This is a genomic window from Robiginitalea insularis (assembly GCF_052497835.1).
The window spans coordinates 2,748,741-2,761,711 of sequence record NZ_CP199296.1; the positions used below are offsets into that span (position 1 = coordinate 2,748,741).

Annotated in this window: 9 protein-coding genes; 6 read left to right on the forward strand and 3 right to left on the reverse strand. The window is 45.2% G+C overall.

Features of this window, described 5'->3' with window-relative positions:
• The first annotated feature begins 11 nt into the window (after nucleotides 1-11).
• The 3 genes from ACT6NV_RS12510 (at nucleotide 12) to ACT6NV_RS12520 (ending at nucleotide 5,551) form a co-directional block, all read left to right on the forward strand.
• Nucleotides 12-2,975 carry a glycoside hydrolase family 3 N-terminal domain-containing protein gene (locus tag ACT6NV_RS12510; protein WP_445384780.1) on the forward strand — a complete coding sequence of 988 codons (2,964 nt, stop codon included), beginning with the start codon at nucleotides 12-14 and terminating at the stop codon, nucleotides 2,973-2,975.
• A gap of 17 nt (nucleotides 2,976-2,992) precedes the next feature.
• Complete coding sequence (gene bshA / locus ACT6NV_RS12515) at nucleotides 2,993-4,138, forward strand: N-acetyl-alpha-D-glucosaminyl L-malate synthase BshA (RefSeq protein WP_445384781.1); 1,146 nt, start codon at nucleotides 2,993-2,995, stop codon at nucleotides 4,136-4,138.
• Between the two features lie 234 nt (nucleotides 4,139-4,372).
• Nucleotides 4,373-5,551 carry an OmpA family protein gene (locus ACT6NV_RS12520; protein ID WP_445384782.1) on the forward strand — a complete coding sequence of 393 codons (1,179 nt, stop codon included), beginning with the start codon at nucleotides 4,373-4,375 and terminating at the stop codon, nucleotides 5,549-5,551.
• Here ACT6NV_RS12520 and cysQ read toward each other — a convergent pair.
• The 3 genes from cysQ to ACT6NV_RS12535 all read right to left on the reverse strand — a co-directional run bounded on the left by cysQ (nucleotide 5,548) and on the right by ACT6NV_RS12535 (nucleotide 8,444).
• The gene (cysQ, locus tag ACT6NV_RS12525) at nucleotides 5,548-6,348 is read right to left on the reverse strand and encodes a 3'(2'),5'-bisphosphate nucleotidase CysQ (protein WP_445384783.1); all 801 of its coding nucleotides are present in this window, start codon (nucleotides 6,346-6,348) and stop codon (nucleotides 5,548-5,550) included. The two genes, ACT6NV_RS12520 and cysQ, sit on opposite strands and share 4 nt — an antisense overlap.
• Nucleotides 6,349-6,375: 27 nt before the next feature.
• A complete protein-coding gene (locus ACT6NV_RS12530; RefSeq protein WP_445384784.1) occupies nucleotides 6,376-7,179 on the reverse strand; it encodes a GNAT family N-acetyltransferase in 804 nt (267 codons plus the stop codon).
• Between the two features lie 254 nt (nucleotides 7,180-7,433).
• Nucleotides 7,434-8,444 carry a GNAT family N-acetyltransferase gene (locus ACT6NV_RS12535; protein ID WP_445384785.1) on the reverse strand — a complete coding sequence of 337 codons (1,011 nt, stop codon included), beginning with the start codon at nucleotides 8,442-8,444 and terminating at the stop codon, nucleotides 7,434-7,436.
• A 415-nt stretch (nucleotides 8,445-8,859) separates the two neighbouring features.
• Between ACT6NV_RS12535 and ACT6NV_RS12540 the strand changes: the two genes are divergently transcribed.
• From ACT6NV_RS12540 to ACT6NV_RS12550, 3 genes are read left to right on the forward strand one after another with little or no spacing between them, the layout of a single operon-like run.
• Nucleotides 8,860-10,548, forward strand: a complete 1,689-nt coding sequence (locus ACT6NV_RS12540; RefSeq protein WP_445384786.1) for a carbamoyltransferase family protein — start codon at nucleotides 8,860-8,862, stop codon at nucleotides 10,546-10,548.
• Nucleotides 10,549-10,556: 8 nt separating this feature from the next.
• Entirely contained in the window at nucleotides 10,557-12,005 is a 1,449-nt protein-coding gene (locus tag ACT6NV_RS12545; RefSeq protein ID WP_445384787.1) for an MBOAT family O-acyltransferase, read from the forward strand.
• Nucleotides 12,006-12,008: 3 nt separating this feature from the next.
• Nucleotides 12,009-12,959, forward strand: coding sequence for a hypothetical protein (locus ACT6NV_RS12550; RefSeq protein ID WP_445384788.1), 951 nt, complete (start codon nucleotides 12,009-12,011; stop codon nucleotides 12,957-12,959).
• Nucleotides 12,960-12,971: the final 12 nt, after the last annotated feature.

The following is a 12,971-nucleotide window of genomic DNA, read 5'->3' on the forward strand; positions in this document are numbered from 1 at the left end:
TTGGTTTATTCATGTTAAGAAAACTGCTGAGCATTTTTATTCTAAAGCGGCCTGGGAAAGCCTTAGTGCTGTTCCTTGCCATCTGCTGTGTTTTCTATAGCAACGCCCAGGAGGACCCGCTGCAGAGTGTGGATAGCCTGCAACAGGCCGGATGGGTGAACCAGCGCTACGCCTCAATGAGCCCGGAGCAGCGCATCGGACAGCTGTTTATGGTGATGGCAACTTCTGATAGGCCGGAAGCCGAATTGCAAAAGATCAGCCGTTGGATCAGGGATTACCATATTGGCGGGCTAATCTTCAGTACCGGAGGACCGGTTCGGCAAGCCCGAATGACCAATCGTTTGCAACAGCTTTCTTCCACCCCTTTGCTGATAGGAATGGATGCCGAATGGGGACTGGCCATGCGGCTGGACTCTACATTTGCCTATCCCTGGAACACCACGCTCGGGGCTATTGAGGACAGTACCCTTCTTGAGCAAATCGGGTATCGCATCGGGGAACAGGCAAAAAGACTGGGTGTTCATATAAATTTCGCCCCGGTGGTGGACATCAATACCAATCCGGACAACCCCATTATCGGAAACCGATCTTTCGGGGAAGACCCGGAAAAAGTGAGTTGGCATGCCCGCCTGATGATGAAAGGCATGCAGCGCGCGGGAATCCTGAGTTGTGCCAAACACTTTCCAGGACATGGGGATACAGCTGTGGACTCCCACAAGGCCCTGCCACAGATTTTGTTTGAAAGGCAGCGCCTGGACAGTGTGGAACTCCTGCCCTTCAGGAGGCTCTCCAAACAGGGTCTGAGCAGTGTAATGATCGCGCATTTAAATGTTCCTGCCCTGACAGGCTCCGAAACAGAACCTACATCGCTCTCGTCCCGGATGATCGAAACGGTTTTAAAAGAGCAACTGGGCTTTAAAGGACTTATCCTGACCGATGCCCTCAATATGAAGGGAGTTACCGGCTACACCGGGGAGAAGAATACCTCGCTGACCGCTTTTCTGGCCGGAAACGATATGCTTTTGATGCCACCCGACCTGGATCAGGACTTCCCGGTTTTCCTGGAGGCCTATAAAAACGGTACCATCAGCGAGGCCCGCCTGGAACGCTCGGTCAAAAAGATCCTGAAAGCCAAATACAAGGCGGGGTTACATCAAATTAAGCCCATTGCAATCCCCGGGTTGTTTGCAGACCTGAACCAGCCGGCAGATTCACTTTTGTATGAAAAGACAATGGAGGGGGCCATAACGGTTTTACAGAACAAGGTGGATATTCTGGGAATCAAGCGTTTGGAAAATAAAAAAATCGCCTACGTAAAACTTGGGGATGCCCCGCATCTCCCTTTTCTTGAGCGCCTGCAACAATATGCAGATGTTACCGAAGTTTCGGCCAACGATATTGCCAGTCTTAGCCGAAAACTGGAGGAATTTAACCTGGTAATCATTGGTATGCACCAGTCCAACGAGTCGCCCTGGAAAAAGCACGCCTTTACCGAAAAAGAACGCTTCTGGCTGGAGGAAATCAGCCGGATGCGCAGCTCCAATGTCATTCTGACCGTATTTGCCAGGCCCTATATTTTGAGGGACATCCTCTCCTACGAAAATATCGACGGTCTGGTGATGGCCTACCAGAACAGTAAAATTGCCCAGCAAACCGCAGCGGAAATGCTTTTTGGGGTCTTTCCGGCCCGGGGTAAACTCCCTGTGAGCGCCCACAGTTCGTTTCCGGCAGGCAGCGGGCTGCAAACAGCAGGCCTCAAACGGCTTGGGTACAGTATTCCCGAACGGGTAGGTTTTGACCGTTATAAACTGGCCCGGGTAGACAGCCTGGTGCAGGATGGCCTGGATTCGCTTATGTTCCCGGGAGCACAGGTACTCATTTCCAGAAAGGGCCAGGTGGTGTATCACAAGGCCTTTGGCAAGCCTGCTTATGATGCGGAAGGAGGGGTAAAGCTAACCGATGTTTATGACCTGGCTTCCCTGACCAAAATCCTGGCAACCCTTCCCTTGCTCATGCAGATGGAGGAGCGGGGTCAAATCCGCCTGAATGCCACTTTTGGGGATTTAAGCCCCGAACTGGCCGAATCCGAACTAAAAAATGTAACCGTCCTGAAGGCGCTGAGCCACTATGGGCGCCTGCCTTCCTGGATCGCCTTTTATCTGGATACGCTGGGGAAAAACCGACAGCCTTCCTCTGAATTCTACCGAAACAAAAGCGAGGCCGGGTTTTCCATTAAGGTAGCCGAACGCCTGTATCTGACCGACGCTTACAAAGATTCCATTTACGACCGTATTGCCCGTCAAAGCCTTAAGTCTAACCGCTACCGCTACAGCGATGTGGCCTATTACGTTTTTAAAAAATATATAGAGGAGACCCTTCAAAAACCCCTGAACCTTTTGGCCGACGAGGCTTTGTACAAACCGCTGGGGGCATCGCGCACGCTCTTTAACCCCCTGAAAACCTTACCGAAAGAAGAGATCATCCCTACGGAACTGGACAACTATTACCGTTACCAGAAAATCCAGGGATATGTGCACGATATGGGTGCAGCCATGCAGGGTGGAGTAGGGGGGCATGCCGGCTTGTTCAGCAATGCGAATGATGTGGCCAAGATCATGCAGATGTACCTGCAGGGAGGCTATTATGGCGGCTCCCGTCTGATAGAATCCCGCACCGTGGAGAAATTCAACAAATGCTATTTCTGCGATAAGAACGTCCGCCGGGGTGTTGGCTTTGACAAGCCCCAGCTGGAAGATCCCGGACCTACCTGTGGTTGCGTTTCCCGAAAGAGTTTCGGGCACAGCGGCTTTACTGGTACCTATACCTGGGCCGATCCGGAAACGGAAATTGTTTACGTTTTCCTCTCCAACCGTACCTATCCTTCCTCCACCAATACGCTGCTGATCCGCTCCGGGCTCCGTACCCGTATACAGCAGGCGATTTATGATTCCCTTATCAGTTCTGAACAAAATTAAACTGTAATTTAGCAAATATGAAAGTAGCCATTGTTTGTTATCCGACCTTTGGCGGGAGTGGAGTGGTCGCCACAGAACTGGGAATTGCCCTGGCCCAGCGCGGGCATGAAGTGCATTTTGTGACCTACAAACAGCCCGTCCGCCTGGATTTGCTCAGTAAAAATATCCATTTCCACGAGGTACACGTTCCGGAGTACCCGCTCTTCCACTATCAGCCTTACGAACTGGCGCTTTCCAGTAAGCTGGTAGATACTATCAAGATCTTCGGGATCGATGTGCTGCATGTACATTACGCCATCCCACACGCTTACGCCGGGTATATGGCCAAAAAGATGCTGGAGGAAGAAGGGATCTTTATCCCTATGATCACTACCTTGCACGGGACAGATATCACCCTGGTGGGTAATCACCCTTTTTACAAGCCGGCGGTCAATTTCAGCATCAACAAATCTGACATCGTTACCTCGGTTTCGGAAAGCCTTAAAAAAGATACCCTGGAGCTGTTTGATATCACCCGGGAGATCACAGTCATCCCCAACTTTATCGATAAAAGTAAATACACCCAGGAGTTTACGGAATGCCAGCGCAGTATGATGGCCGAAGAGGATGAGCGCATCATTACCCATATCAGCAACTTCCGCAAAGTCAAGCGGGTACCGGATGTAATCCATATTTTTTACGAAATACAGCGGCAGATCCCGGCCAAACTGGTCATGGTAGGGGAGGGCCCTGAAAAAGAGAAAGCAGAATTGCTTTGCGAGCGTCTGGACATTACAGATAAAGTGATATTCCTGGGGAACAGCAACGAGATTGACCGTATCCTCTGTTTTTCAGACCTTTTCCTGCTGCCTTCAGAGACCGAGAGTTTCGGACTCGCGGCTCTGGAAGCGATGATCAACAAGGTGGCTGTAATCTCCAGCAATGCCGGGGGTATCCCGGAGGTTAACAAACACGGGGTGTCCGGATACTTAAGTGAAGTAGGGGATGTGGAAGACATGGTCACCAATGCCCTGAAAATCCTGAAAGACGATAAAACGCTGGAGGGCTTCAAACAGCGCGCATTTGACCTGGCTTGTACCTTTGACATCCACAACATCCTCCCGATGTATGAAGAGGTCTATAAAAAAGCCTATAAGGAGCGCTTTAAGGATGCGTTGAATTAACATAGCGACGTCTTACTTACTTGCTGAAATGAAATAGATACTGTTTCGTTCCAAACACATGCCGTTAATCCGATTTAATAGTTGCTAATCGGACAGGCATTTATCTCTCAGTAGGAGGGATATATTCCGCAAAAGCCTCCTTAAATATTTCAGCGAAAATACAGGTATTTTACAGACCCTTACAACTTACATCTTCTTGAAGGCTTTACCTTTGTAATACCCAAGTCTTAGGTGATGAAATCAGCAAATATTCTACTTAGTACTCTCTGTTTCTTAATTTTCTTTAAAAGTGCGGCTCAGCAGGAGATTCCGGAGCTCAATGGCAAGGATAGTATTATCAGTAGTAGCTGGGTCCTGGGATTGGGATTTAATTTCGTGGATGATTCCGGAGATGCCTGGGGGGATTTTACAACAATTAAAAACCAATGGAACGCCGTACCCTATCCCAGCAGGCTAAGCTTGGGGCGTTATTTTCAAAATGGCTTGGGGGTAGAACTTATAGGAGCTTACAACCGATACACTGAAGGTAATACTATAGACGGTATCACTATTGATGCGGATATTCCCTACTGGAGCCTGGATGGCCGTCTGAGCTATGACCTGAATAAACTGTTTGGTGAAACCGGGCTGTTCGATCCTTATCTCGGTGCAGGCCTGGGATATACCGATGCCAATAACCAACCAAGGGCCACCTACAACGCTGTTTTTGGTTTCCGCCTGTGGTTTTCGGATCGATGGGGCCTTGATTTGAATACCTCAGGCAAGTGGTCTTTCGGAAATAAAGCTACTAACCACATACAACACGCAGCAGGGGTCGTTTATCGTTTTGGCCTGAAGAAATCACTTAGCAAAAAGGGTAAAATTAAAGAAGCCCTTCTCAAAGAATTCGATAGCCTTCGCCAGCAGTCTGCAGATTCATTAAGGCTGGCTGAAACCCTGGCAGAAGAACAACGCAATGCAGACCGGTTGTTAGCTGAAAAACAGACAAGAGATTCCCTGTTGTTGGCAGAGAAGCAAGAGACAGAACGTCGCAATACGCTGCAAAACGAATTGAGCGAAAGCGGTACAATTGGGTTTGGATTTGATTCATATCGCCTGGAAGCGGAAAACCTTAAAAGACTCGCGCGAATCGCTAGCCTGATGAAGCGTTATTCAGATTTTAGTTTTATAATAATCGGTCATACGGATGCTCGCGGCCCGTCGGGGTATAACCAGCTGCTATCTGAGAAACGTGCCGCTGCTGTGATGAATTTTCTGTTGGAGCAGGGCATTGATCAGAGCCGCCTACAGGCAAGCGGCAAAGGGGAGACTGAATTACTCAACGCCTGTAAGGATGGCGTGTCATGTACGGTTTCCGAACACGCTCTCAACCGGAGAGTGGATATTGAAATCAAAGCCATTTTCCCTGATTAGGACATCCCGACTATAAACCCGGAACTACGTAATTCTTTTTTGTTGTAGGAGAGGGGTTCCCCGCTTTCAATGGTAGTGACCTTAAGGCCTGCCGCCTCGCAAAGTGCCTGCCCGGCTGCCGTATCCCATTCCATAATGGATGAAAAGCGCGGATATAAATCAGCCTTCCCTTCCGCCATCAAGCAAAACTTTATAGAACTGCCCTTTGAGATGATCTCCACCGCTTCATGCTTCTTTTGCAAATCCCGGATAAAAGCCTCTGTCTGCGGATCTCGGAAAGAGCGGCTGCATAGTACCCTCAATACAGCTGGATCCGCTTTAGCCGCATAAATTCGGTGCTCCGGTGCAAAAAGCTTATCCGGTAACGGTTGTCCTTCCTCAAGAGTATGCTTATAAGCAGCCTTACGGTCCACATCCCCGAAATACAGCTCCCTACTAAGCGGGATGTAAATAATGCCCAGCACTGGCTTTCCCTGCCTGCAGAGGGCGATATTCACTGTAAACTCCCCGTTCCTGCTCACAAATTCTTTGGTCCCGTCCAGGGGGTCCACAATCCAGCACTGCTCCCAGTTTTTGCGCTTCGCATAGGGAATCTCGAGGCTTTCCTCACTTATGATGGGAATACCGGTTTCGGCAAGCGCCTCGGTAATGATGGTATTGGCGGCCAGGTCTGCGGAGGTAAGCGGAGTGTCGTCTTCCTTATAGGTCAGTTCGTAATCATCCTCTTTATAGAAATCGAGGATGGCTTTTCCAGCGGAGAGGGCTGCTTGGAGGGCTGATTTGTAGGTACTTGTCATTTCGGATACTTTTTTGGTCTTAACTTGTTAGCCTGACCTCTTTAACCGGATAAAATTCAATTTCTTAAGCCTGTATCTTATTCCATCCATTGAAAAGTATTTCCCTATAATGTTTTTATCCCTTAAGTATTGTTTTGTCCGAAGTTTTAAGATCATTAATTTCACCCATAACAGTTGAGAGAAGGATTTTTTTGAATAAAGTATTAAATAGTTAAAGGAATATTGATAATTGCTCCATTTCAATTTATACGAAGTTGTCCCCATCGAAAGATCAAAGGTAGAAATGTTATGAAGCAGGCACCAATCTATGTACTTTATCATGCTAACATCTCCCAAATTGTATTTCGCATAAGTCGTATCATAGGTTTGAATATGACCAAACATGATATCTTCGAGATGAAAATTCAGTCCAAAATTAATGGGTTTTTGTTCATCGAATATTACAAAAAGGGAAGCGGTCTTACCCAGGATTTTGGGGTAGGTAAAGTGAGCAATATCCTTCCATTCAGATAAGTACCTGTTGTTTGTTTTTTTTTCTTCAAATCTCTTTTCTAACAGTTTGTAAAACTGGTCAAAAAGTGAGTCAAACAGAGTGCGATCCATTTCCCCGAAATAGAATTTATAGGTAATATCATGCAGCCGTTCCAGTTTTCTCAGTTTGGCATACAGGTTTTTTCTATTCTGCTTTTTAAGATGTTGGCGGATATAAGCTTCCGAACTTTGAATATCCTGTAGGTTTAACAGGTAACCCGGATACTGTTTTTGGGATTTAATAAGGACAGAGCTAGCATTGTCGCTCAGGCCGTACTTCAGGTAATCGGGGACGTCCATAATTTGGAGAGGGACCCTCAATTCCTTAAAGTGAGTATCCTCAACCTCAATTGTTTTACCGGATATGGAATTTATCAGTGTCGATTTAAAAATAAGAGGGCGCCTGTTGCAGAGAAACAGATCAAAAATAAAGCGTTGAGAAGGAGGGCTTAACAGATCCTTAAGTAGCATTGGGATTTTAAAATATTATAGGTATAAATCTACGTAGTTTTTCAGGAGCTGCGAAAGACTGTAAAAAACGTACCCTAAGACATTTATTCCAGCCTATCGCGGGAGGAAATCAAATACTTTAACCGTTGCCAGAAAAGGTCCAGACCTAACCTCCTCAAATACGTTTTTAACCGGTAGTAACCAAAGACTAAATAAGCATTAAACCGTGCCCTTAAAGATTTTCTGTCAAAAAGGATATGATATTCAAAGTCATAAGGTTCATTGCACCAGCGTTCTTTATAATCAAAATGCCCCTTCGAGAAATCCAGGTACTTATAACCTTTTTCGATACACCATTCAATTTGTTTAAGAGTACAGATAGTTCCTGGGCGATAGGAAGCATAGTCCATATCAAAACTGCGAATTATATCGTAGGCTATGGAATTCGAAAAATACAGGACAGTAAGGGCTACTGGTTTTTTGTCTGCTAATACGGCAAAAATACCCGCTTTTTTTTTCGCAAAGAGCGCTAGGGTTGCTTCTTTATGAAATGCCCATTCATTTGGATTCAGATTGTTGTTAAAGGCTTTGAGCTTTGAAAATCTTTTTATCATCCATTGTTCTAGTATATCTAAGAGCTTTCTCATTTCTAACTCTTCAGCACCAATACCGTAGAAGTGATAGTCAGCCTTGTAGTCTTTTTCAAATTTTCTAACCGTCCTATTAAATTTTCCGCGGCTTTTAGAACTAATTACATTTTTCATGTAAGACTGAACGCTATCAATTTCCTTAAGATTGCAACGATACCCTTTATATTGGAATGCTCTTAGTATGGTGAATTGTGAGGTTGTTGCTTTTATTGTAGGTTCGAAATAAGAAGGAATATCGTATAGAATGATACATTTACCCTTATTTTCACTATTTGTGTTATTAGGATCCAGAGTATATGTAAATCCTTTTGTTTGGGTTTGACCTACATTAAAAAAAACAGGAAATCTGGAATGCTTTATTAATGGTACATCGGGTATTGAGACCAGTTGCAAAAGCCGGCGGCCTTCTCCGAAATGACTCAGCCATACCCATTGAAAACACTCCGACAGAAAGGGATTTCCCATTTTTAATTGAATGATTTCTAATTTTTATGATGATAATATCTTTCAAGTTAATAATCCATAATAGATTTAACAATGGCCGCACTCAATTCATTTAAATTTCTTTTTGATTTTATGAAGAAAAATTTGAGTTTCCCTCAAAACCAGAGTCAGAATGAGCTATACTTATAAATAAACCCGTTAAACCCAACTATCAGAATGCTGAACAAAGCAGAATTTTAAGTGCTTAAAATAAAAAATACATTAAATCTATAACCAGTTTCCTTGAATTTATACCTAATGAAATACCGCTATCGAGAGAAAAAGTATTTTGAAAGGAATTTTTTACAGTTCGAAAGGAATCCCCTATACTTGTGTCCTTAAGTAATTATAATCCGGGTTTTCTCCCACCTATCAACGTCAAAATACGAATTCCTTTATGGTAATACTCGGCCTAAATTACTACTTCCACGATTCAACGGCCTGCCTGGTAGTTGATGGACAATTAGTTGCAGCTATAGAAGAAGAGCGTCTGAACCGCGATAAGCACACCAGGGTTTTTCCACAAATGGCGATAGACCGCTGCCTTAAAATAGCAGGATTGGGGTATAACGACATTGACCATATTGCCATCTCTATCAAGCCCACCCATAACCTGGGGAAAAAGCTGGGCTACCTGGCTGGTCGCCTGAATACTTTTAAGGTCTTTGTAAACCACGAGTTTGTACATGCTTACAACAAGCAAAAGGGTTTCTGGAACTGGTATAAGTATCATTATACCACCAAAAAGAACGGACCTAAGGTTCATTTTATACCTCACCATTACAGCCATGCCCCGGGCTCTTTTTATGTCTCTCCTTATCAGAAGGCAGCCCTTTTGGGGATAGATGGTTCCGGGGAATGGGCAACTACCTGGCTGGGATATGGAGAAGGTTCTAAAATTGAATGCCTGGGAGAAAGCTTTTTTCCGAACTCACTCGGCTCCTTTTATGAAGCGGTAACTCAGTATTGCGGCTTCCGCACCAGTTATGACGAAGGAAAGACCATGGGCCTTGCTCCCATGGGTGATGCCGAGGTATACAAGGATAAGGTTGGCAAAATGGTCTGGGTAGACAAGAACGGAAGCCTGCAATTTGACCTGAGCTATTTTAACTTCCAGAATATGCACTGGCAGCGCCTGTCTCCAAAATTCTACAAAGAGTTTGGCCCGGGAAGGAAACACGGGGAAGACTTCCAGAAGCATCATATGGATGTAGCGGCGGCTTTTCAGCGCGTGCTGGAGGACCGGGTACTGGAAATCTGTGAAATCCTGCACCAGAAAACAAAGGCAGAGTACCTGGTTATCTCCGGAGGGGTATCCCTTAATAGTGTTATGAATGGGCGTATTGTCCGGGAGAGCAAGTTTAAGGACGTTTATGTAATGCCGGCTGCCGGGGATAATGGGACGGCTATAGGAGCCGCCTATTACCTTTATAATGGAATCTTTAATAAGGAACGTAATTTCGTGCATCTCGATCCTTATGTGGGAACTGAATATTCCAATAATGAAATCGAAAAAGTACTGAAAGGTGCCAAACTGAAGTACACCCGCCATGAAGACATCTGTGAAAAAGCAGCCAGCCTTTTAGAGAAAGGCAGGATTATCGGCTGGTTCCAGGGCAAAATGGAAATTGGCCCCAGGGCCCTTGGTAGCCGGAGTATTCTCGCGAACCCGGCCTTTCCGGATATGAAAGATAAGATCAACGCAGAGGTAAAATTCAGGGAGGCCTACCGGCCATTTGCACCTTCAGCGATAGTGGATGCCAAGGACGATTTCTTTGACCTGGAAGTGGAGGCACCCTTTATGCTAAAGGTTTGTAATGTGCTTCCGGAAAAGCAAAGCGTAATCCCTGCCGTGACACATGTAGACGGAAGCGCCCGCTTGCAAACAGTACGAAAGGAATTACATCCGCGTTACTATGAGGTGATTGAAAAATTAGGTAAAAAGACAAAAGTACCTGTAGTACTCAATACGAGCTTTAACATTCAAGGAGAACCAGTTGTGGAGTCGCCCAAAGACGCCATTCGCTGTTTCTTTTCAACAGGATTAGACGATCTAATCATCGGAAATTTTCATCTGACGAAATAAGTAGGAAAATGCTTTTTAATTCCCTGGCCTATTTTATTTTCCTTCCGGTAGTTTTTAGTGTTTACTGGTTTGTTTGCCAGCGAAAGCTCAAACTCCAGAATCTCTTTTTGTTATTGGCCAGCTATGTGTTCTATGGCTGGTGGGATTATAGGTTCCTGTCCCTGATCTTCCTTTCCACCCTTATCGATTTTATTGTTGGAAAGGCCATTTACCGCTCAGATAAGAAAGCCCGAAAGAGGCAATACCTTTGGCTGAGCCTCCTGTTTAATATCGGGATGCTGGGCTTTTTTAAATATTACAACTTCTTTGTGCATTCCTTCGCAGAGGCCTTTTTGCCCGGGGATTCAGAAAGCGCTCTCTGGACCCTGAATATTGTGCTGCCCGTCGGGATATCGTTTTACACCTTCCAGACTTTATCTTATTCCCTGGATATTTATAAGGGGAAATTAAAACCCACAGATGACTTTATTTCCTTTGCCACATTTGTAAGCTTCTTTCCCCAATTAGTGGCCGGACCTATTGAACGCGCCAGTAATTTGCTTCCACAGATAACCTCCAATCGGAAATTCAATTACCCACAGGCTGTTGATGGCCTGAGATTAGTCCTTTGGGGGCTTTTTAAAAAGGTGGTTATTGCTGATTCCCTGGCGGTGATGGTAGATGATATTTTTGTAAATTATACAGATTACTCCGGAAGTACCCTGGCCCTGGGGCTTATCTTTTTTGCCTTTCAGATCTATGGGGATTTTAGCGGCTATTCGGATATAGCGATTGGCACGGCCAAACTCTTTGGGATAGAGTTGATGTCTAATTTCAAGTTCCCATACTTTTCCAGGAATATCTCAGAGTTCTGGCACCGCTGGCATGTTTCCCTTTCCACCTGGTTCCGGGATTATCTCTACATCCCCCTGGGGGGGTCCCGGGAAGGAAGGTTGCAGTCGTTGCGGAATATCTTTATTATTTTCCTGGTGAGCGGTTTCTGGCACGGGGCGAACTGGACCTTCATTATCTGGGGCGGGATACACGCAGCTTTGTATATCCCTATTTTTTTAATGGGAAAAAACCGGGTTTATGTTGGGGCGCATCTGGGGCAGGGCAGCTGGAAAACGAATATGCGAGAAATCCTGCAGGTTGGGCTCACCTTTGTGTTGGTCACGCTCGCATGGACCTATTTCAGGGCAGAAAACCTGGGCGCGGCCAATGATTATCTCTGGCAATTGTTCACCCAATTTAATATTGAATACTATTCCCACCCCCAGGGATACCGAATGTTAGATTACTTTGTGCTTCTGCTTGTTTTTATTGCCTACGAATACCGTATCCGCAAGGATGAACGAAGCCCCATTCCCTTTGAAAAAAGGGCGATGCGCCTCTTGGTCTATACACTTTTGGTCTTTGGGCTTTTGCTGTTTTTCGATAGTGGAACAGACCGCTCCTTTATTTATTTTCAATTCTAAGACATGGCGATTCGGAATTTCATAGTACGGATTGTGATTTATGGCCTGCTGATTATATGCCTGTTAGAGGGGCTGGTACGCATCTTCCATTTACATAAGGACACCCCTTCCCGTATGATAGATTCTTATGGGGTGGAGAAGTGGGTTCCTAATCAAAGCGGTTATTCGGTGACTGGGAACCGTCGGCAAAATGTGGGGGAATACCGGATCAATGCCAGCGGATTTAATTCCTATAGGGAGTTTAACCCAACAGATGAGGCATATGAAGTTGCTTTGGTGGGGGATTCCTTTATTGAGGGGTTTCACCAGGATTATGACGAATCTATTGGAAATAAAATAGAGAAGCAGCTTCCGGATATCTCTGTTTATGAGTATGGCTATGCAGGGTATGACCTGGCAGATGAGCTCCATTTGATCAAGGCCTATGACTCCGCTTTTCAAAAAATTGACAAAATTTTTATTTACCTAAAATATCCGGATGATCTCAGAAGGGATGCTTATTCAGTAAGCCAGGAACGGATGCGCCTCGAAAAAGGAGTTTACCGATTTTTAAAGAATAGTAAATTATTGGTCTATTGTCAGAATATTGGCTTATTGAGCGCTATTACCCGCCCCATATCAAAATTAAAGGCAGTTTTGATTCCAAAAGATAACAGTCCCAGGGATACCGACAACTCGCCTTCTGCAAAAGAAAAGAAGTATTTGTCGAACTTCAAAAAGTTGTGGGAAGAATGGGTCGCAGATACCGGGAAGATTGTTTTACTACTGGATGCAAAGACCTTTCCCAAGGAATTTATTCAACATTTAAAAGAGCAGGATATTTCGTATCTGGACTACGGCCCTACGCTGGACAAGGCTGTCAAACCGGTAACCCTGATTTACGACCAGCACTGGAATGATTATGGGAGGGAATTAGTAGCGGGTCAGATAATTCAAACCATAAAAAAGGATTGAATCTTTTTTGTG

What these genes read in the sequence shown, in the direction of transcription:
- ACT6NV_RS12520 (WP_445384782.1), top strand. Translation starts at nt 4,373, where the DNA reads ATGAAATCAGCAAATATTCTACTTAGTACTCTCTGTTTCTTAATTTTC.
- bshA (WP_445384781.1), top strand. Translation starts at nt 2,993, where the DNA reads ATGAAAGTAGCCATTGTTTGTTATCCGACCTTTGGCGGGAGTGGAGTG.
- ACT6NV_RS12535 (WP_445384785.1), bottom strand. Translation starts at nt 8,444, where the DNA reads ATGGGAAATCCCTTTCTGTCGGAGTGTTTTCAATGGGTATGGCTGAGT.
- ACT6NV_RS12510 (WP_445384780.1), top strand. Translation starts at nt 12, where the DNA reads ATGTTAAGAAAACTGCTGAGCATTTTTATTCTAAAGCGGCCTGGGAAA.
- cysQ (WP_445384783.1), bottom strand. Translation starts at nt 6,348, where the DNA reads ATGACAAGTACCTACAAATCAGCCCTCCAAGCAGCCCTCTCCGCTGGA.
- ACT6NV_RS12550 (WP_445384788.1), top strand. Translation starts at nt 12,009, where the DNA reads ATGGCGATTCGGAATTTCATAGTACGGATTGTGATTTATGGCCTGCTG.
- ACT6NV_RS12545 (WP_445384787.1), top strand. Translation starts at nt 10,557, where the DNA reads ATGCTTTTTAATTCCCTGGCCTATTTTATTTTCCTTCCGGTAGTTTTT.
- ACT6NV_RS12540 (WP_445384786.1), top strand. Translation starts at nt 8,860, where the DNA reads ATGGTAATACTCGGCCTAAATTACTACTTCCACGATTCAACGGCCTGC.
- ACT6NV_RS12530 (WP_445384784.1), bottom strand. Translation starts at nt 7,179, where the DNA reads ATGGACGTCCCCGATTACCTGAAGTACGGCCTGAGCGACAATGCTAGC.